Source organism: Flavobacterium sp. (assembly GCF_028689845.1).
Taxonomy (GTDB): Bacteria; Bacteroidota; Bacteroidia; order Flavobacteriales; family Flavobacteriaceae; genus Flavobacterium.
Window position 1 is genome coordinate 1 of sequence record NZ_JAQVCH010000003.1, and the last position, 20144, is coordinate 20144.

Here is a 20144-nt window from a genome sequence, read left to right on the forward strand (position 1 = left end):
CTTCTTTAAAATGAAGTCTACAGGATTCTTCACTCCCAAAATTTGCTGTAAAACTGAATAAATTCATTGCTTTTTTTATCAAAAATAATACTTTTTATTTAATTATGGATAATTACGGACAATCAAATTTTTTTTAGGTTGGAAATTTGTATCATAATTCAAAACCTCATGATTATGAAACGATTTCCAACTTTCTTAAAAACAACCACCTTATTGTTTTTTATAGGCCTAACTAGTTTAAGCTTTGGGCAGACCACACTTCAATTAGTTGCAAAACCAAAACTTGTTATTTCAGGAACATCTAGTTTACACGATTGGGATATGGTTTCTGAAACAGCCACTGGAAAAATCCAGGCCACTCTCGACGGAAACAACATCACCGCAATTTCATCTCTAATTGTAGAAATGCCAGCAGAAAGCATCAAAAGTGGAAAAGGCGGAATGGATAAAAATGCATATAAAGCCTTAAAAACTAGCCAGTTTAAATCGGCTAAATTCAATTTAAAATCGGCTACACAAAACTCAGATGGAACTTGGAATTTCTCTGGGACTTTTACTTTTGCTGGTGTGAGTAAGGCTGTTACTTTAAAAATTAAAGAATCAACATCAAATGGACAAACTGTTTTAGAAGGAACTTATCCTTTTAAACTAACCGATTATAAAATCGATCCGCCAACAGCTTTAATGGGAACGGTTAAAACTGGAGACGATGTTAAAATAAGTTTTGTATTAAAATTCAAATAAACCTAAAAACCTCTAAAATTAATAACAATGAGAAATTTAATGACCCTTGCTCTAGTACTTGTTGGTACTTTAGCTATCGCCCAAAAACAACAATTTCAGTTAGATAACTGGCGACCTTATGACAAAACTGGATTGTTAATGTTTGAAGCTCCAAAAGATACGGCAACAACTTTTGAAAGCGTGAAAGTTAGAATTGGTGGAGCCTTTGCTTTACAATATCAGGCATTTGACCATGAAAATAATGCAGACATTGTTCTTAATGCAAATAATGTAAATCTTAATCAATTAGTAGGGTTAGGAAATAATTTTAACTTAGCTACAGCAAATTTAGATATTGACGTTGCTCTATATGACGGAGTTAATCTTCACTTAAGAACCTATCTTTCTTCACGTCATCACCCAGAACCTTATGTAAAAGGAGGTTATATTCAAATTGATAAATTAGATTTTATTCAAAAGGATTTTTTAAGTGATGTGATGAAATATGCAACACTTAGAATTGGACATATGGAGAATAACTATGGTGATGCTCACTTTAGAAGATCGGATAATGCCCAAGCTTTATACAATCCATTCGTAGGGAATTATATTATGGATGCTTTTACAACAGAAGTTGGGGCTGAGTTATACTATCGAAGAAACGGTTGGATTGCGATGTTAGGAGCTACAAATGGTAAATTAAATCAAGCTACAAATGCTCCAGGGGTAACAAGTCCTTCGGTAATGGCAAAGTTGGGTTATGACAAACAGCTTTCAACTGATTTACGATTTAGATTAACAGGATCTTTATACAACAGTGCTCAATCTGCTAGAACCTATCTTTATGGAGGAGACCGTGCTGGTTCTAGATATTATTTTGTGATGGAAAATACGTTAGCAACCTCTTCTGGAAACTATTCTTCAGGTTTAATTAATCCTGGCTTATCAAACAAATTAACGGCTATTATGGTTAATCCATTTGTGAAATATAAAGGATTAGAATTCTTTGGAATGTATGAACATGCGAATGGGAAAACCAATGCAGAAACAGACGAAAGAGATTTTACACAATTAGGAGCGGAATTAATTTACCGTTTTGGTAAAAACGAAAACTTATATGTAGCTGGACGTTATAATAGCGTGAATGGTGAAACCGTTGCAAAAGAAGATGTTGATGTTACTCGATTTAACTTAGGAGCTGGTTGGTTTATGACTAAAAATATTTTAGTTAAATTTGAATATGTTGACCAACAGTATGATGGTTATGCTAAAACAAATATCTTAAGTGATGGTCAATTTAATGGATTTATAGCTGAAGCTGTGATTTCATTCTAAAAAAACAAAAATGTTAGTGCGTGTTTTTAGTTTTCTTATCGTTGTAGCAGGAACACTGTTTTCAACACCTAAAGATTATCTGTTGGTCAGTACAAAACAGTTTACTGTTCAGGGTACTACATCCATTGGAGGTTTTGAATGTAATTATGATTTGAAAACTAAGGACACGCTTTTTTTTAATTCGCCATATCAAACCAATGTTATCTCTCATTCGATTCCGGTAAGAAACTTTGGCTGTGGAAATTTTTTATTAAACAATGATTTTCGGAAAACCTTAAAAGAAAAAGAATATCCAACTATTAAAATTATACTCTCTAATTTTAAAAAAGAAGAAGAAAAAATAACATGTAATTTAACGATAAACTTAGTTGGTAAAAAAAGAGTCTATAAACAGTTGCCTTTAAAATTAAAACAACATGCTCTACAAGGCGAAGTTTTATTAAACATAAGCGACTTTGATTTGGAACCACCAAAAAAAATGGGCGGAATAATAAAAATAAATGAAGAGATTAAATTAGTAGTTAATTTAAAAACCGAATAAATAACAATTTTACCATAAATAAAAGCCCCAAAATTATACTTGTTTTGGGGCTTTTATTTTTACTCTTTTTTATTTTTATTGAACAAACTGTTTAAACCGTCTTTCACCTGATCTTTAATTTGGTCTTCTTTTGATTTGGGTTGAGTTGGCTTAGTTGTATCTGCTGGCTTTGTGTTTTGATTGATAAGATCTGTTAAAGCTGAAGTTCCTTGATTAATTAATTTTTGTTTCTGCTGTTCAACAAGTTGAGTGACTAATTTGGTAGTTGCTTGTTTAATATCTGTGCTAACTTTCGGATTTGTAAAATTACCTGTCAGCATAGCCGTAATCGGAATGCTTTTGAAATTGGCTGCATCTGCGGGTGATAATTTGTTAATTAAAGCAGTTGTTTCTGTTCCTAAATACTTCGCAGGCACGTCGAATTTTAAATTATAATTCATTGATTGATCAAAACCATGCGTTCCTCCAATAGTCATAGAAATATCTTGGTAGTTAATGTCAAAGGGTTTTACATTAACTTTTCCGTCTTGAAAAGTCAAGGAAGTTTTTAAATCATTTAAATTAATTTTGTTTAAATCAATAAATTTTATCTGATTATCTAAGGCATTTAATAAGGTAGAATTAGATGAATTTATAGTGGTGGAAAGCAGTTGTGCAGCAATATCACCCGTAATAGATTTTAAATTAGGAGTCATTTCTTTGGAGTCTAAATTTCCTGCAACAGAAATGGTAGAATTTAATTTTCCATTTATGATATTAGCAATAGGAGCAATGCTTTTCATCATATCCAATTGCGTAAATGTTTCGTTGATGTTTACTTGGCTCATGTTCAAATCCATTGCAAAAGTGGGTACTTTAGTTTTGGTTGACACATTTCCATTTAAACCAATTTGACCTCCAAAAATCGAAGTTTTTACATTCTCTAAGGTTGCCTTTTCATCTTTAATAATCACTTTTCCAGAAACTTCGTTCAGCGTTAAATTATCATATAAAACCGTGTTGGCTTTTGCTGTTAAAACACAGTCTAAAAAAGCAGGGATTTTCATTGCTTCACTTGCTTTTTCGCCTTCTTTCGTCGGTTCAGAAGTAGACATAAAATCGCTTACCGCTAACACATTGGATGACAAATTGAATTTTCCTTTAAGGTTTTGTTTGTTGAATAAATAACCGTAAAAATTATCCAAAACACCGTCTACTTGTAAATCACTTTTGCCTGTTTTAGCTTTAAATTGTTTTAAATTTAATTGGCTTGGGTTAAATTCGACCATCGCTTCCAAAATTTCCATTCCTTTTCCGTTATCATCAGTATAATTGAAGTTTGTCAAATTAAGTGTTCCTGCATTCTTGATGTTTTGATACTGTTCTTTTTCAACCGATTGCATGTCAAAATTTGTAGTAATATCTGCTTTTAAAACACCAGTTAATGGCTTGTCTAACTTTACAGGATAAGCTTTGGTTACATTTGCTAAATTGATAGTTCCTTTCAAAGCCGCATCAACTAATGCGTTTTCGGTCATGTTTTTAATTGTCGCTTTCGCCATAAAGACATCTTGATCTATTTTAAATGAAAGCTTATCAACATTAATGTAAGTATCATTTAATTGACCAGTTTCATTTTTAATTTTGGTATCAATAATAATATTCTCTACCGATTTTGATAAATCAGGATACTTAAACGATGCATTGTTTGAAGCAATCACCAACTCAAAAGTAGGGATGGTCGTTGCTGTATATTCTCCTTTTGCAAAACCAGAAACGGTAAAATCGCCAGAGGTATTAATCTTATCTAAATCGCCTTTATAAGCAGAAGGGATTAGACCTAAAAAGTTTTTAAAAGAAGAAGTAGGTGTTTTGAAGGTTAAATCGTATTGTTGTCCATTTTCTACTAATTGTATAAATCCTTTAAACTCCAAAGGTAATTGGTTAATTAAAGCTTTATTATCTTTGAATTCATATTTGTTTTTGTCTAAATCAATCCCCAATACAGCTTCTAGTGATAACGGAATTTTATTCATATAATTCACTTTGTCCATATCGACACTCATAAACGCTTTGGTGGTTGTATTTAAATCTAATTTTGAAGCGGCAAAATTACCTTTTCCAACATGATAAATTTCATCAATCATAACCTTCATGTTTGACGATTCATCCCAATATGAAAACCGTAAATTATCAATGTTATAATTTTGTAATGAAAGGGCAAATGGCTTACTCTCATTGTCATTTTCTTTTGCGTCTTCTTTCAAAGCAATGTCAAAATTTCCGATTCCGTCTTTGTTGAAAATAATATTTACCAATCCGTTTTTACTCGAAAAAGATTGCAGTTCCATCGTTTCCCCTTCAGATTTAAAAAGTTCTTTGACAGACATTTTTAAGTGTAATTCATCCGAATAAAATAAGGTATCTCCCGCAAATGGGGCTTTGTTGATAATGCTTAATTTTTCAATCGATACATTCGCATTCGGAAAATTTCGAAACAAACTAATGCTAACGTCTTCAAAACCAACAGTAGCATCAACCTTTTCGTTGATAGATTTTAAGACCATCGCTTTGATTTTACCTTTGAATAAAAAAGGAGTAACCGCTAAGGCAATTATAATGACGACTAAAAAAATTCCGAAACCTTTTGCTATTTTTTTTAACATGTGTGTAATTTTATGGAGCTGTGATATTAACGAGATAGTTCTTGTAATTGTTACTTTGAATGCGTTAATCTAATGCCAATTCTTTCTTGATAAGTGAATTTGAATCATTAAAAAAATATTTTAACAAAAATAGAGATTAGAAAACAAAGAAATGTTAATGAAAAATCAAATCTTTTCGAATCAATAAAAAAGTCCGAAAAGAATACTTATCGGACTTTTTCGAATTGCTTAGAAAAAAGGATTATTCAATTTTTAACGTATAAGGCATTAGCATTTGAATGCCTTGATGAGCAGTTAATTTTTTGATTTGTTTAAAAGTTTCATACGCTTCTATGCCTAATTCTTCTTTTATCATGGTTTCTTTTGATTTTGCAAAAGGTAATTTGTTTTGGTCACTGATAAATTCAAATAGTGATTTGTCAAACTCTGGGTAATTTTGTGTTTTGTATTTTTTGATTTTAGCCAATGCAGCGGCTTCTTTTAACGCCACATCTAATCCACCCAATTGATCAACTAATCCAATTTTTAACGCTTCCGATCCTGTCCAAACGCGTCCTTGGGCAATGGCGTCCACTTGTTCAATCGTCATGTTTCTTCCAGCGGCTACTCGATTTACAAAGATGTTATAAATATGTTCAACGCTTTCGGTAGTGACTTCTTTAAATTTTTCGTCAAGAGGTCTAAACGGACTATAACCTGCAGAATGAGCATGTGTTTTAACTTGAGAGGTACTTATTCCTATTTTTGTAGAAAGCTCGGTCATGTTTGGTAAAACTCCAAAAACCCCAATAGAACCCGTTATCGTACTCGGTTCTGCAATGATTTTATTTGCATTACAGGCAATATAGTAACCGCCAGAAGCAGCTAAATTTCCCATTGAAACAACAATGGGCTTTGTTTTTTTAGTGATTTCAATTTCTCTCCAAATGAGTTCAGAAGTCAAGGCACTTCCGCCTGGACTATCGACGCGAATTACAATGGCTTTTACTTTATCATCTTTTCTAGCCTCTTGCAAAGCCGTTCGCATCGCTTCTTCACCAATAATATTAACGTCGCCTTTTCCACCTTGAATTTCGCCTTGAGCATAAATCACGGCAATTTTATCACTGGAATCTACTTTTTGTGGCGTTTGAGCATTCTTTTTGGCGTAATCAGCAATCTTTACTTTATTGTAATCTTTGTCCTTTTCTACTTTTAAGGCTTTTTTAATGCCATTGTGGTATTGGTCTTCATAGCCAATTTTGTCAATTAATTTTCGAGATAAAGCCATTTCAGGTGTGCGAGCTGCGAGTTGATTGGCAATGCTGTTTAAAGTGTCCACAGTGATTTTTCGGCTGGTAGAAATATCAGTCACGATAGAACTCCAGGCAGAATTTAGTAACGCACTTACTTGCTCGCGATTAGCCTCGCTCATTTCGTTTTCTAAGAAAGGTTCAACGGCACTTTTGTATTTTCCGTGACGGATAACTTCCATTTTTACACCTGTTTTTTCTTGAATAGCTTTAAAAAACATAATTTCTGTAGACAATCCTTTAAAATCCATTTCGCCAACAGGATTTAAATAAATGGTATCGGCTACCGAATTGATATAATATTCTTTTTGTGAAAAAGCATCCGCATAGGAAACAATAAATTTTCCTGATTTTTTAAAATCGTTCAATTGATCCCGAAGTGCTTTTGCTTGTGCTAATCCTAAATTGCTTGAGCTATTTAAAATGGAAATTCCTTTTATGTCTTTGTCGGTTTTGGCTGCATCAATGGCATTTAAGACATCAATAAAACCAACAGAAGATTCCTCAGACATTAGGGTAACCCAAGGATCTTTGAATTTTCCAGCATAATCTAAACTGATATTTTTCATGTCTAATTCAATTACCGAATCAGATTTTACTTGAACCACATCCGACCCGCTACCCATTAATGCACTGATAATCAATATGCTGAAGAATAAAAGCATGATAAAAACAAATAATCCGATGACGGTGGCCAATACATTTCCTAAAAACTTCATGTTACTATTTTTTATTAATGATGATTTGTAATCTAATTAGTAGTAAATCATCGCATTATGTTACAAACTGTTTTTGGTCTTTCTATTATAAGTAGAAACTTATTAACAGTCTCGGCAAAGATACTTTATTTCTAAAATAGTTTTAGTTATTTTGCTTTACTATGAATACGCAACATCAAGTTATTTTATCTTTAGGAAGTAATAGGGGTAATCGATTGAATAATATTCAATTGGCAATAGATTCCCTTCACGCTACTGTGGCCACCGTCGTAAAAGTTTCGGCTATTTATGAAACACCCGCTTGGGGTTTTGAAGGCGAATCATTTTATAACTGTGCTTTGGTTTTGCAAACCCATAAAGAAGCAACTCAAATTTTAGAAGAAATTTTAGAACTTGAAATCAAACTAGGTAGACAAAGAGAGCCAATTGAAGGCTATCAATCGCGAATTATTGATATTGATGTTATTACTTATAATGAAGAAATTATTCAAACCGACAAGCTAAAAGTGCCTCATCCACACATGCAAAACCGCTTGTTTGTTTTGATGCCAATGCGAGATTTGAATTTAGATTGGCGACATCCTATTTTACAAAAATACTTGCCAGAATTAGTACAGCTTTCCGAAGATAAAAGTAAGTGTGTCGTTATTCAAAAGCTAACAGCTCCTTTAGAGAAAATTAATTTGCAACAGTATAATTACATCGCTATTGAAGGAAATATTGGAGCAGGAAAAACAACCTTATCCACTAAAATTGCTGAAGATTTTAACGCAAAATTAGTGTTAGAACGCTTTGCAGATAATCCGTTTTTACCTAAATTTTATGAAGACCAAACGAGGTATGCTTTTCCTTTAGAAATGTCTTTTTTGGCTGATAGATACCAACAATTATCGGACGATTTAGCTCAATTTGATTTGTTTAAAGATTTTATTGTAGCCGATTATCACATTTTTAAATCTTTAATTTTTGCAAAAGTAACCTTGGCGGAAGATGAATTTCGTTTGTATAAAACGATGTTCGATATCATTCATAAAGAAACGCCCAAACCCGACTTATATGTTTATTTATACCAAAATACCGAACAACTTTTAGCCAATATTAAAAAAAGAGGAAGAAGTTATGAAATGCAAATTCCAGCCGAATATTTAGAAAAAATTAATCAAGGTTATTTGGAATATATCAAAACACAAACTAATTTAAATGTATTAGTTTTAGATGTCTCGGATAAAGATTTTATGGAAAATCAAGCAGATTATATTTTTATTTTAGATAAAATAGCAGAAAAAAGTCAAAGCTGATTGGTGTTTAAAAACAAAATAGACCTTTATGTTTGGCGTTCTAAAAATCCACAGTAATAGAATTGCCTAGTTTTGAATGTTAAGCGTAAAATTAACGAATATGTGAAGTGAATCTGTAGACTGTTTTCTAAATAATTAAGAATCACTTTGAACAGCAGTTAACTGATTTATTTTCTGAAATATATCCCAAATTACTATTCCAGCACTCACCGCTATATTTAAAGAATGCTTTGTTCCTAATTGCGGAATTTCAATCACACCATCACATTTTTTAATTGCTTCTTGCGAAACTCCTTTTACTTCATTACCAAAAATCAAAGCATATCTTTTTTTGTTTTCCACTTGAAAATCATGCAAAAAGACCGCGTTTTCCACTTGTTCAATAGCAAATAACGAAACGTTTTCTTTTTTTAAATGATCTAAAACAGTAAGAATATCTTTTTCATATTCCCATTCCACGGTGTCGGTAGCTCCCAAGGCCGTTTTGTGAATTTCTTTATTTGGCGGCGTAGCTGTAATGCCACACAAATATATTTTTTCAATTAAAAAAGCATCGGAGGTTCGAAAAACAGAGCCAATGTTGTGAAGGCTTCTAATATCATCTAAAATTATAATGACAGGCGTTTTGTCGGCAGCTTTAAATTCATCGATATTTTTACGCTCCAGTTCCGCGTTGGCTAATTTTCTCATAACACAAAAATAGAAAATCATTTTTGTAATGAAAGGACTCTTTTCAAAATTAAACTTCATTTTAACAATTGTCATTGCCTTTAAAATTTTAATTATGTATTTTTGAATCCTAACCAAAAAAGAGTCACATTGTCAGCCAAAACCAGTGTAGTCAAAGAGCCAAAGGAAACTCCTTTAATGAAGCAGTATAACGACATCAAACGGAAATATCCCGATGCCTGTTTGTTGTTTCGCGTTGGCGATTTCTATGAAACTTTTGGAGATGATGCCGTTCGTGCTTCTCAAATTTTAGGAATTGTGTTAACCAAACGCGGAGCAGGTTCAGAAACCGAAACCGCTTTGGCTGGTTTTCCGCACCATTCACTAAACACGTATTTGCCTAAATTGGTCAAAGCTGGGTTGCGAGTTGCTATTTGCGATCAACTCGAAGATCCAAAAATGACCAAAACCATCGTAAAACGTGGAGTAACCGAATTAGTTACACCCGGCGTTTCTATGAATGATGAGGTATTACAGTCAAAATCCAATAATTTTTTGGCATCCGTTTATTTTGGAAGAAAACAAATAGGAATTTCTTTTTTAGATGTTTCAACTGGCGAATTTTTAACGGCTCAAGGCAATGAAGAGTATATCGATAAGTTGCTTCAAAATTTTAGTCCGAGTGAAATTTTAGTTACTAAAAATCACAAACAACAATTTAGAGAAGTTTTTGGCGAAGATTTTCATACGTTTTTTCTAGAAGACTGGGTATATCACGAAGACTATGGTCGTGAAGTGTTAACCAAACATTTTCAGACAAATTCCTTGAAAGGATTTGGAATTGAAGATTTAAACGAAGGGATTATTGCTGCAGGAGCGGTTTTATATTATTTGTCTGAAACACAACATAATAAAATTCAGCATATTACGGCAATTCAACGCATTGCGGAAGATGCCTATGTTTGGATGGATCGGTTCACCATTCGGAATTTAGAACTTTATCAAAGTAGTAATCCAAATGCAGTAACCTTGTTGGATGTGATTGATCATACGCTTTCGCCAATGGGTTCTCGGCTTTTAAAACGTTGGTTAGCTTTGCCTTTAAAGGATAAAGCAAAAGTGCAATCCCGTCATGAAGTGGTAGACTATTTGAAAGATAATGTCGCATTTTTACAAAAAATTCAATACCAACTCAAGCAAATTTCTGATTTAGAACGCTTAATCTCTAAAGTGGCCACCGGAAAAGTTTCTCCTCGAGAAGTGATGAACCTATGCCAATCCTTAGATGCCATTATTCCAGTTAAAACAATCGCCTTGGCTAGCAGTAATGAATCTGTAAAAGCAATTGGCGACAGTTTGCACGCTTGTGAGTTGCTGCGAGAAAAAATTAAAACGACCTTATTTCCAGAAGCACCAGTTTCTATCAATAAAGGAAATGCTATCGCTCATGGAATTAATGCAGAATTGGATGAATTACGTGGAATTTCAACTTCTGGAAAAGAATTTTTAGAAAAAATTGAAAGTAGAGAATCCGCCCTAACGGGAATATCTTCCTTAAAAATTTCCTTTAATAACGTATTTGGCTATTATATTGAAGTCAGAAATACGCACAAAGACAAAGTGCCTTCAGAATGGATTCGGAAACAAACTTTAGTCAATGCAGAACGTTATATTACAGAAGAATTAAAGGAATATGAAGCTAAAATTTTAGGAGCCGAAGACCGAATTCATGAAATAGAATCTCATCTTTTTGAACAGCTGGTCATTTGGATTGGCACGTATATCAAGCCCATTCAATTAAATGCAAGTTTGATTGCTCAATTAGATTGTTTGCAGTCTTTTGCTCAATTGGCTATCCAAAATAATTTTGTTAGACCAACGATAGACGATTCATTTGAATTAGAAATCACGAATGGTCGTCATCCAGTTATCGAAAAACAATTACCTATTGGTGTGCCTTATATTGCCAACGATGTTTATTTAGACAGAGAAACGCAACAAATGATTATGATTACTGGGCCAAATATGTCTGGAAAATCTGCTATTTTAAGACAAACGGCTTTGATTGTGTTATTAGCCCAAATGGGGAGTTTTGTGCCAGCAGAAGCGGTTCGAATGGGAATTGTAGATAAAATTTTTACTAGAGTAGGAGCGAGTGATAATATTTCGATGGGCGAATCGACTTTTATGGTGGAGATGAATGAAACGGCCTCTATATTGAATAACATCTCAGAACGAAGTTTAGTGCTTTTGGATGAAATTGGTCGTGGAACATCAACCTATGACGGAATTTCGATTGCATGGGCTATTTCTGAATACTTGCACGAACATCCAAATCGCCCAAAAACGTTATTTGCGACCCATTATCATGAATTAAATGAAATGGAAGCCATTTTTGAACGAATTCAAAATTTTAATGTTTCCGTTAAAGAATTAAAAGACACTGTTTTATTTATTCGTAAATTAGTAAAAGGCGGAACGGCTCATAGTTTCGGAATTCATGTGGCGAGAATGGCTGGAATGCCACAAACCGTGATTCAAAAAGCACAGAAAATTTTAAAAAAATTAGAAAAAAATCATTCAAGCGAAGAATTAGCTGGTATTAAATCGACAAAAGATGAAATGCAATTGAGCTTTTTCAATTTAGATGATCCGTTACTGGAAGAAATCAAAGAAGAGATAGTAAACCTCGACATAAACACCTTAACCCCGGTGGAAGCCTTAATGAAATTGAATGAAATTAAGCGAATGTTGACAAAAAAATAAACGTTAGTGTTTTCACTATCAAAAAGTTACTTTAAAGTGTGATTTTTTTTCAAAAAAACACTTGTAAAAGTAAATAATTATAGTACATTTGCATCCGCATTGCTCAACAAGTAGTGCCGTTCTTAGAAAATATGTTTGCGAAAATAGCTCAGTTGGTAGAGCGCGACCTTGCCAAGGTCGAGGTCGCGGGTTCGAATCCCGTTTTTCGCTCTACTACCTTATAGTGCTAGTGTGATTGATTATTTTCAATAATACAAGTAACAGGCTCGAGTGGTGGAATTGGTAGACACGCTGGACTTAAAATCCAGTGGGTAGTAATGCCCGTGCGGGTTCAAGTCCCGCCTTGAGTACAAAGCTTCAAACATTGTTTGGAGCTTTTTTTTTGCCCATACTTTAAAAAATATCTTTTATTTTAAAGAAAACAGACATTTTTCATACATTTGAATATTATTTTTTAATTAATTTAAATTCAAATGAAAAAAATTTCTACTATTGTTTTGTTGTTTGTATGTGCACTTAGTTTTGCTCAAGATGATGTAAAAAAAGCCAACATCACTGTTTCTCCTTATTATTTATGGTCTGAGCCATCACAAATTGGATTAAGTTTCGAGTTAAACAGAGGAACTTTATTTGGTTCTGGCGGCAATTCTTCTATTTTACAAGTTGCTTATGGAACGATGACCTATGAAGTTGGAAGCCAAGAAGCTGACGGTACTGGCTATGTGATTGAGTTGGGAAGTAGGGGTTATTTTTCTGAAAAAGATTCTGGCGTCTATACGCAAAACACTTTGGCTTATGGAAATATCGAGTTTAAAGAGAATGGTTATAAGGGAACTTATTCTTATTTTAGTTTTCTGAATCCAACTGTGGGTTACAAATTCAAAGTGGGTGAAAACTTATCCATTGATCCAAGTGTGGGTGTGCAATGGGTTATTCAGATGAAAGGTTCTGGGTTTATAGATAATAATTATATAGATGAATGGGCTGGAAGATTTGGTATAAGAGTTGGGTATACATTCTAAACTTTCTTTCGTGACTAGTCCTAAATAATTAAAATAAAAAATCTCGCTAACAGCGAGATTTTTTATGTACTCGGTTTAGAAAAAAAAACTACAGTTTTAGAAAGAAAAAGATTCATAAGTAAGAACATTTTCTATTTTTACTAAAATATATTGTAGTTGAAAACCAAGTTTCTTTTTTACTTATGCCTAATGTACAATTATTTAATTGCTCAACAACCAGTGCATTTTCAATTTACAGAAAAGGATTGGATATGCAGGAAAACGTGTTTTAACAGGTGAACGTTTGTTTATGACGGCTTATCAAAATGTGGAACACGGAAAGAAAAAAGTTTCTTTTGCTTCGCCTTATCCAGGAAAAACTGTGCCAATTGACTTGAATAAATACGGCGGAAAATTCGTTTGCCAAAAAGATGCATTTTTATGTGCTGCAAAAGGCGTTTCTTTAGTCAAAAAAAAATCCCGAACTAGTCGGGATTAAATTTTTGTATTAGTTTTTGTAACTAATTACTGAGCTGGAGTTTCAGCAGGAGCTTCAACAGCCATTGTTGTGTCAACTACAGTAGCAGCTTCTTCAACTGGTGCGATAACTTCTTCAGTTACAACTTCTTCAGTTACAACTTCAGCTTCTTTTTCTTTACAAGATACTACTGTTAAAGCAGCAACAAATACTAAACTTAAAATTACTTTTTTCATCTTACTAAATTATAAAAGGTTGATTATTAATTCGAGGCAAAGATATACTTTTTTTTGTTCAACAAAATATTTTGGTTAAATATTTTTAAAAAAAATGAACTATTTGTATTTCAAACGTTTGCGTACGATATACAGCGGTTTTTCTTACTATAAATCACTGTTTTTTTACTAATTTATTTTTATTATCTTGGTAATTACGATTTTTTCTTCTTTTTTGGTTGAACTAATTTCATTTCATCCACTAAATGTTTGGCACCCGCATACTTATCAATCACAAAAAGGATATACCGAACATCAACCATAATATTTCGACAAATGGCTGGGTCATAATAAATATCGCTCATCGTTCCTTCCCAAACGCGGTCAAAATTCAATCCGATTAAATTTCCGTGGGCATCAATAGCTGGACTTCCAGAATTTCCACCAGTAGTATGATTCGTTCCAATAAAATTGACAGGTATTTTTCCGTTTTCAGCATAAGGGCCAAAATCTTTCTTTTGAAATAATTCAATCAATTTAGGCGAAACATCGAATTCATAATCACCTGGTACATATTTTTCCATGACGCCATCTAAATAAGTCACAGGATTGTAATAAACCGCATCGCTTGGTGAATAACCTTTTACTTTGCCATAAGTTACACGTAAAGTGGAATTAGCATCTGGAAAAATTCTATCTTCTTTTGAGCTCAATTCTAAAATACCTTTCATATAGGTGCGTTGCAATGCCGAATTTTTCAAGTTTAATTCTTCATATTTCGGAGCGACATTTTTTGTATACGCATCAGAAATCATTTTAACAAATGCATACCCAGTGTCTTTATTCATATTTTCAATCACCGTTTTGGCATCACCTTGCAATAATTCTTGCAATCCCTCAAAACTAGTTAATTTGGATTGTTTGAAAATTTCAGCTGTTTTAGCTTTTGTGTCTATAGAAAGCAATCCTTCTGGCAAAAACTCTTTTGGAGATTTTGTTGCATAGAGTTGGAGGAGTTGCTCCATAACTTTTTCGTCCACTTGTGCGTTGAAATCTTTGTATAATTCGTCGAAAGCTTGGATATAATTTCCTTTTCGGTCGTTAAAAGATTGTTCTCCTTTAGTAGTGTAAATATTTTCTAATTGATACAAGCGATAGCCAAAGTTTAGTAGTTCAGTATTTCGCATCACTACTTCTATAAAATAATCACGGCTTAATGCATACGGTGCAATGGCTTTGTAATTGGTTTCAAAATCGGCTAATAGATTTCCGTATTCGGCTTGTTTACCTGCTTTTACTACTTTTTCTTGGAAATTTTTTTCAAAATCTTTTTTGATTTGAACAGCATTTGATTTTTTTAATCCTTTTGTTTCACCAATCCATTTTTTCCAATAATTGGCAACAGAGGCATATTTTGACGCATATTGAATCTTTATTGCCTTGTCTTTTCGCATAAAACCGTCTTGAACTTTTAGAGCAGCATCGCGAATTTCTATTTTCGCAGGATTCAAATCATTTATAATTTGCTCTACAGCAACGGCTGGCAAATATTCTTGCGTTCTTCCTGGGTAACCAAAAACCAATGTAAAATCATTTTCTGCAACACCACTAGTGGAAACTGGGAAAAAATGTTTAGGCGTATACGGAACGTTTTCTTTTGAATAAGCAGCAGGACGGTTATTTTTATCGGCATAAATTCTAAACAAGGAGAAATCTCCGGTATGACGAGGCCAAACCCAATTGTCGGTGTCTGAACCAAATTTTCCTATTGACGATGGCGGAGCTCCCACTAAACGAACATCTTTAAATGTTTCTGTTACAAACCAAATGTATTGATTGCCGTCATAAAACGTTCTGATTCTATTCTCTTGCCAAGCTTCTTTTGGCAACGAATTGTTTAATGCACTAATATTTTCTTGAATTTTTTTCTGTTTGTCTGCTTCATTTGTCAAACTTTGTGTGTTTTCTAAAACTTTAGTAGTCACATCTTCAATTTTGGCAATAAAAGTAACAACTAAATTTTCATTGGGTAATTCTTCAGTTAAGTTCATGGCCCAAAAACCTTTTTCTAAATAGTCATTTTCAACGGTAGAATGCGACTGAATTTGACTGTATCCACAATGATGATTTGTAAGCAATAAGCCTTTGGAAGAAATCACTTCCGAAGTGCAGCCGCCATTAAAATGCGGAACAGCATCTTTTAAACTCGATTGATTAACATCATAAATATCTTTGGCCGACATTTTCATGCCTAACGATTTCATTTCGTTTTCATTCATTCCGTCTAATAAGGATGGAATCCACATGCCGCCTTGTTGTGCAAATGCAGAAAAGGAAAGGAATAATAAAAGGATGCGTAAAAATTTCATAGTATTAAATTTAGGTATTCGATGGTTTAACAATGTGTTTCATGATTTTTCGGGGATGAATCGAAAAATCGTTTGCAATATACAATTTTTGAGCCGCTTGATTATGCGTTTCAACCTCTAAATAGATAATTTTTAACGATAATTTAGCAGCTTCTCCCTGAACGAAACGAACGGTTTCTTTTCCAATTCCTTTTCCTCGAGCAGATGCTTTAAGGTAAAGTTCATCTAGAAAGGCAATTTTTCCTTGGTATTCAAAACTAAAAACAAAGGTTAAAATAACATAACCAACGAGCTCTTCTTGATGATAAATGAGCCAAGCTTTGCCAAGTTTTTCATCCAATATAAATTCGTGAAACAGTTTATGGCTTACTTCTCGATTAAAAGGATAACCGTCAATTTGATAGAATTCTTCCATCAGTAAGCAGATTTGCTCACAATCAGCAGATAAAATTGGTTTAAAATAGGTCATTTTCAATGTGTTTCAGAATTAGTGCTGTTGCACCTTTATTCATTTCTACAAAAGTGCTGCAAATATGTCCTTTTTCATGTCGTTCGTCTTCATTTTGAAGTAATAAATCGAAGGCGTTTTCCAATTCGTTTTCGGAAGAAATTGATAAACAGCCATCCATTGCAACCAATGCAGTGGCTTCTGCAAAATGCGAATAATTTGGGCCAATTACAATTGGAATTCCAAAAGTAGCGGGTTCTAAAATGTTGTGAACACCTGGATTTCCAAATCCGCCACCAACGTAAGCAATGTCAGCATACGCATAGATTTTTGTTAGTATACCGATTGTATCAATAATGAAAACATCATATTCCCGCAGAGACGAAGTAGGCTTCGTTTGTGTAGCAAAATCAGAATATAAAATAGATTTTTTTATAATCGATTTTTGTAATTCCTGAATTTGTGCTGCTTTTATATTATGTGGAGCAATGATAAATTTGATGTTTTTATCGGTTTGATTGATAAATTTTACTACTAATTCTTCATCTTTTGGCCAAGAACTTCCAACGACGATTGTTGTTTTATTGTTTTTAAATTCTTCTATAAAATCCAACCGATTGTCTCGTTCTAAAATAGAAACGACACGGTCAAATCGGGTGTCGCCAGAAACTTTCACATTTTGATAGCCAATAGAATGCAATAGTTTTTTGGATGAATCATTTTGTACAAAAAAGAAGGTAAATGTTTTAAGACAGTTGCGATAAAATCCACCATACCATTTAAAAAAAACTTGATTTTTACGAAGAATTCCAGAAATTAAATAAGTTGGAATAGCCATCTTTTTAAGTTCATTTAAATAATTAGGCCAATATTCATATTTTATAAAAAACACCATCTCAGGATGAACGATGGATACAAACTGCTTTGCATTTTGAGCAGTGTCTAAAGGTAAATATACGATGACCTCTGCAATAGGATGATTTTTTCGAACTTCATAACCAGATGGAGAAAAAAAAGTAACGACCAGTTTATGCGATGGAAATTTTTTTTTAATCGCTTCCATCACGGGTAGACCTTGCTCAAACTCACCTAGCGAAGCGGCGTGGAACCAAATTGTTTTATCGCCTGAACTAATTTTTTGCTTTAAATCAGTAAAGACTATCTTTCTACCCTCCACAAATAATTTCATTTTTGGACTAAAAAAAGCGAGAATTCTTAAAAAAGACGCCGCTAAATGAACAAGTAAATTATAAAGTAGAAACATAAATAGGGAATTGTGACGCTAAAATACATCACTTTACAGAATTTTTATGGTTATAAGTTCCTAAATAATTACTTTTGTTATATAATTTATGAAATCACAAGTTTTGACAGGTTTCCTTAAATTTAAATCTAAACAAAAAAATAATGCGTAAACTTCAAATGGTTGACTTAAAAAGTCAGTACGAAAAAATAAAATCCACCGTAGATGCTTCAATACAAGAAGTTTTAGACACCAATACCTATATTAATGGGCCAAAAGTACATGAGTTTCAAAAAAGTCTTGAGGATTATTTAGGTGTAAAACATGTAATTCCTTGTGCAAACGGAACGGATGCTCTTCAAGTAGCCATGATGGGATTGGGTTTACAACCTGGCGATGAGGTAATTACTGCCGATTTTACATTTGCTGCTACTGTAGAAGTTATTGCATTACTTCAATTGGTGCCTGTTTTAGTGGATGTTGATATGGTGAATATGAATATTTCATTAGACGGTATCCGCAAAGCCATTACACCAAAAACCAAAGCGATTGTACCCGTGCATTTGTTTGGAAGGGCAGCCAATATGGAGGCCATCATGCAAATTGCTAAAGAACATAATTTATATGTTATAGAAGATAACGCTCAAGCTATTGGAGCCAATTATCGTTTTTCTGACGGAACTAAAAAGAAAGCTGGAACAATTGGTCATGTGGGAGCAACTTCCTTTTTCCCATCCAAAAACTTAGGATGTTATGGTGATGGCGGAGCTATTTTTACAAACGATGATGCGTTGGCTCATGTCATTCGCGGCATTGTAAATCACGGAATGTATGTGCGTTATCACCATGATGTAGTAGGAGTAAACTCTCGATTAGACAGTATTCAAGCAGCTGTTTTGAACACGAAATTACCTTTATTAGATAGTTATAATGCCGCTCGTCAAGACGCAGCCCGAAGCTATTCTAAAGCATTCGAAGGACATCCTCACATTATTGCTCCGTCTATTTGTGATAGCTGTGATTGCCATGTTTTTCATCAATATACGTTACGAATTATTGATGCCGACCGAAATGCGTTGATGGAATATTTAGTAGAAAAAGGAATTCCATGTGCAATTTATTATCCAATTCCATTGCATTCGCAAAAAGCGTATGCAGATACTCGTTATCGCGAAGAAGATTTTCCGGTCACAAATCAATTGGTAAAAGAAGTAATATCCTTGCCAATGCATACTGAATTAGATGAAGAACAAATTAAATTCATCACCAATTCGGTTTTAGAATTCTTTAATTAACTTTTTAACTTTAAAAATGAAAGTATTAGTAACTGGAGGTCTTGGTTTTATTGGCTCTCACACGGTAGTAGAATTGCAAAATGTTGGGATAGAACCTGTTATTATAGATAATTTATCCAATTCTTCTATTGAAGTTTTAGATAGAATTACAAACATTACAGGAAAAAAACCGCTTTTTGAACAACTTGATTTACGTGAGAAAGGTGCTGTTCAAGATTTTTTTAAAAGGCATCAAGATATTTCAGGAGTGATTCATTTTGCAGCATCAAAAGCAGTGGGTGAAAGTGTTGAAAATCCGCTTTTGTATTATGAAAACAATTTGAATACATTAGTATTTCTTTTGCAAGAATTACAACAAAAGCCAAAAGCACATTTTATTTTTAGTTCTTCTTGTACGGTTTACGGTCAAGCCGAAAAAATGCCGATTACAGAAGATGCTTCTATTCAGCCAGCCATGTCGCCTTATGGAAATACCAAACAAATTGGTGAAGAAATCATTACCGATGTTGCTAAAGTTTCGAATATTAATGCCATTTTGTTGCGTTATTTTAATCCGATAGGAGCCCATCCAACAGCTGAAATAGGGGAATTACCAATTGGTGTTCCACAAAATTTGGTTCCTTTTATTACACAAACTGGTTTTGGATTGCGGAAAGAATTAGCTGTTTATGGGGATGATTATCCAACACCAGATGGAACAGCAATTCGTGATTACATTCACGTGGTCGATTTAGCAAAAGCTCATGTAGTAGCTTTGCAGCGTTTGCTTGAAAATAAGAATTTAGCAAAAATTGAAACGTTTAATCTAGGAACTGGTACGGGAAGTTCTGTTTTAGAAGTAATTACTGCTTTTGAAAAAGTTTCTGGTCAAAAATTACCCTATAAAATTGTGGGTAGGAGAGAAGGTGATATTACATCGGCCTATGCCAATACAGATAAAGCAAACGAAGTTTTAGGATGGAATGCAAAATCTACTTTAGAAGAGAGTTTGGCAAGTGCATGGAAATGGGAGCAGAAAATTAGAGAATAAATTGTAGTGTTTTGTAGCAAGAATTTTTTAAATAATCCTTGCGGCAAAATCAAATTGTTATTATAGAAAAAATCCTC

15 protein-coding genes, 2 tRNA genes and 1 pseudogene are annotated in these 20144 nt (G+C 33.4%); 11 read left to right on the forward strand and 7 right to left on the reverse strand.

The genetic code is table 11. The features are described 5' to 3' along the window. The first annotated feature begins 174 nt into the window (after positions 1–174). From PHR76_RS01915 to PHR76_RS01925, 3 genes are read left to right on the forward strand one after another with little or no spacing between them, the layout of a single operon-like run. Positions 175–744 carry a YceI family protein gene (locus PHR76_RS01915; RefSeq protein WP_300057887.1) on the forward strand — a complete coding sequence of 190 codons (570 nt, stop codon included), beginning with the start codon at positions 175–177 and terminating at the stop codon, positions 742–744. Positions 745–771: 27 nt separating this feature from the next. Beyond that, positions 772–2058: a hypothetical protein gene (locus tag PHR76_RS01920; RefSeq protein ID WP_300057890.1), complete on the forward strand. Its 1287-nt coding sequence runs from the start codon at positions 772–774 to the stop codon at positions 2056–2058. 10 nt (positions 2059–2068) lie between these two features. Continuing rightward, on the forward strand, positions 2069–2599 hold the full coding sequence (locus PHR76_RS01925; RefSeq protein ID WP_300057892.1) for a hypothetical protein: 531 nt from the start codon (positions 2069–2071) through the stop codon (positions 2597–2599). 59 nt (positions 2600–2658) lie between these two features. Here PHR76_RS01925 and PHR76_RS01930 read toward each other — a convergent pair whose 3' ends face one another. Together PHR76_RS01930 and sppA are read right to left on the reverse strand one after the other, a co-directional pair. Then, positions 2659–5244: an AsmA-like C-terminal region-containing protein gene (locus tag PHR76_RS01930; RefSeq protein ID WP_300057895.1), complete on the reverse strand. Its 2586-nt coding sequence runs from the start codon at positions 5242–5244 to the stop codon at positions 2659–2661. Positions 5245–5485: 241 nt separating this feature from the next. Continuing rightward, on the reverse strand, positions 5486–7255 hold the full coding sequence (sppA, locus tag PHR76_RS01935; protein ID WP_300057897.1) for a signal peptide peptidase SppA: 1770 nt from the start codon (positions 7253–7255) through the stop codon (positions 5486–5488). 161 nt (positions 7256–7416) lie between these two features. Between sppA and folK the strand changes: the two genes are divergently transcribed. Continuing rightward, positions 7417–8553 carry a 2-amino-4-hydroxy-6-hydroxymethyldihydropteridine diphosphokinase gene (gene folK / locus PHR76_RS01940; RefSeq protein ID WP_300057899.1) on the forward strand — a complete coding sequence of 379 codons (1137 nt, stop codon included), beginning with the start codon at positions 7417–7419 and terminating at the stop codon, positions 8551–8553. A 135-nt stretch (positions 8554–8688) separates the two neighbouring features. Here the strand turns inward: folK and PHR76_RS01945 are convergent, their stop codons facing one another. Next, entirely contained in the window at positions 8689–9243 is a 555-nt protein-coding gene (locus PHR76_RS01945; RefSeq protein WP_300057900.1) for an RNA methyltransferase, read from the reverse strand. 177 nt (positions 9244–9420) lie between these two features. On the opposite strand from PHR76_RS01945, the gene mutS reads away from it, so the two are divergent. The 5 genes and pseudogenes from mutS to PHR76_RS01970 all read left to right on the forward strand — a co-directional run. After that, positions 9421–11988, forward strand: coding sequence for a DNA mismatch repair protein MutS (gene mutS / locus PHR76_RS01950; protein WP_300058193.1), 2568 nt, complete (start codon positions 9421–9423; stop codon positions 11986–11988). A 137-nt stretch (positions 11989–12125) separates the two neighbouring features. Beyond that, positions 12126–12198, forward strand: a tRNA-Gly gene (locus PHR76_RS01955). Positions 12199–12252: 54 nt separating this feature from the next. Beyond that, positions 12253–12338: transfer RNA gene (locus tag PHR76_RS01960), tRNA-Leu, on the forward strand. Between the two features lie 123 nt (positions 12339–12461). Next, entirely contained in the window at positions 12462–13010 is a 549-nt protein-coding gene (locus PHR76_RS01965) for an autotransporter outer membrane beta-barrel domain-containing protein (protein WP_300057902.1), read from the forward strand. 241 nt (positions 13011–13251) lie between these two features. After that, positions 13252–13455, forward strand: a pseudogene (locus PHR76_RS01970) (AIM24 family protein); the annotation flags it as partial. A 59-nt stretch (positions 13456–13514) separates the two neighbouring features. Here PHR76_RS01970 and PHR76_RS01975 read toward each other — a convergent pair. From PHR76_RS01975 to PHR76_RS01990, 4 genes are all read right to left on the reverse strand, one after another. Beyond that, positions 13515–13703 (reverse strand): hypothetical protein, encoded by a 189-nt coding sequence (locus tag PHR76_RS01975; RefSeq protein WP_300057904.1) that lies wholly within the window; start codon positions 13701–13703, stop codon positions 13515–13517. 194 nt (positions 13704–13897) lie between these two features. Further along, on the reverse strand, positions 13898–16051 hold the full coding sequence (locus tag PHR76_RS01980; RefSeq protein ID WP_300057907.1) for a S46 family peptidase: 2154 nt from the start codon (positions 16049–16051) through the stop codon (positions 13898–13900). 10 nt (positions 16052–16061) lie between these two features. Continuing rightward, positions 16062–16520: a GNAT family N-acetyltransferase gene (locus PHR76_RS01985; RefSeq protein ID WP_300057910.1), complete on the reverse strand. Its 459-nt coding sequence runs from the start codon at positions 16518–16520 to the stop codon at positions 16062–16064. Then, positions 16507–17763: a glycosyltransferase N-terminal domain-containing protein gene (locus tag PHR76_RS01990; protein ID WP_300057914.1), complete on the reverse strand. Its 1257-nt coding sequence runs from the start codon at positions 17761–17763 to the stop codon at positions 16507–16509. Before PHR76_RS01990 ends, PHR76_RS01985 begins: the two co-directional genes overlap by 14 nt. A 143-nt stretch (positions 17764–17906) precedes the next feature. Here PHR76_RS01990 and PHR76_RS01995 point away from each other — a divergent pair, with 143 nt between their 5' ends. Together PHR76_RS01995 and galE are read left to right on the forward strand one after the other, a co-directional pair. Next, positions 17907–19037 carry a DegT/DnrJ/EryC1/StrS family aminotransferase gene (locus PHR76_RS01995; RefSeq protein ID WP_300057917.1) on the forward strand — a complete coding sequence of 377 codons (1131 nt, stop codon included), beginning with the start codon at positions 17907–17909 and terminating at the stop codon, positions 19035–19037. 16 nt (positions 19038–19053) lie between these two features. After that, on the forward strand, positions 19054–20067 hold the full coding sequence (galE, locus tag PHR76_RS02000; RefSeq protein ID WP_300057919.1) for a UDP-glucose 4-epimerase GalE: 1014 nt from the start codon (positions 19054–19056) through the stop codon (positions 20065–20067). Positions 20068–20144: the final 77 nt, after the last annotated feature.

Excerpts from the sequence above, each read along its gene's own strand:
- PHR76_RS01975 (WP_300057904.1), bottom strand. The coding sequence starts at position 13,703 with ATGAAAAAAGTAATTTTAAGTTTAGTATTTGTTGCTGCTTTAACAGTA.
- PHR76_RS01945 (WP_300057900.1), bottom strand. The coding sequence starts at position 9,243 with ATGAGAAAATTAGCCAACGCGGAACTGGAGCGTAAAAATATCGATGAA.
- PHR76_RS01980 (WP_300057907.1), bottom strand. The coding sequence starts at position 16,051 with ATGAAATTTTTACGCATCCTTTTATTATTCCTTTCCTTTTCTGCATTT.
- PHR76_RS01925 (WP_300057892.1), top strand. The coding sequence starts at position 2,069 with ATGTTAGTGCGTGTTTTTAGTTTTCTTATCGTTGTAGCAGGAACACTG.
- PHR76_RS01930 (WP_300057895.1), bottom strand. The coding sequence starts at position 5,244 with ATGTTAAAAAAAATAGCAAAAGGTTTCGGAATTTTTTTAGTCGTCATT.
- PHR76_RS01995 (WP_300057917.1), top strand. The coding sequence starts at position 17,907 with ATGCGTAAACTTCAAATGGTTGACTTAAAAAGTCAGTACGAAAAAATA.
- folK (WP_300057899.1), top strand. The coding sequence starts at position 7,417 with ATGAATACGCAACATCAAGTTATTTTATCTTTAGGAAGTAATAGGGGT.
- galE (WP_300057919.1), top strand. The coding sequence starts at position 19,054 with ATGAAAGTATTAGTAACTGGAGGTCTTGGTTTTATTGGCTCTCACACG.
- mutS (WP_300058193.1), top strand. The coding sequence starts at position 9,421 with ATGAAGCAGTATAACGACATCAAACGGAAATATCCCGATGCCTGTTTG.
- sppA (WP_300057897.1), bottom strand. The coding sequence starts at position 7,255 with ATGAAGTTTTTAGGAAATGTATTGGCCACCGTCATCGGATTATTTGTT.
- PHR76_RS01920 (WP_300057890.1), top strand. The coding sequence starts at position 772 with ATGAGAAATTTAATGACCCTTGCTCTAGTACTTGTTGGTACTTTAGCT.
- PHR76_RS01915 (WP_300057887.1), top strand. The coding sequence starts at position 175 with ATGAAACGATTTCCAACTTTCTTAAAAACAACCACCTTATTGTTTTTT.
- PHR76_RS01985 (WP_300057910.1), bottom strand. The coding sequence starts at position 16,520 with ATGACCTATTTTAAACCAATTTTATCTGCTGATTGTGAGCAAATCTGC.
- PHR76_RS01965 (WP_300057902.1), top strand. The coding sequence starts at position 12,462 with ATGAAAAAAATTTCTACTATTGTTTTGTTGTTTGTATGTGCACTTAGT.
- PHR76_RS01990 (WP_300057914.1), bottom strand. The coding sequence starts at position 17,763 with ATGTTTCTACTTTATAATTTACTTGTTCATTTAGCGGCGTCTTTTTTA.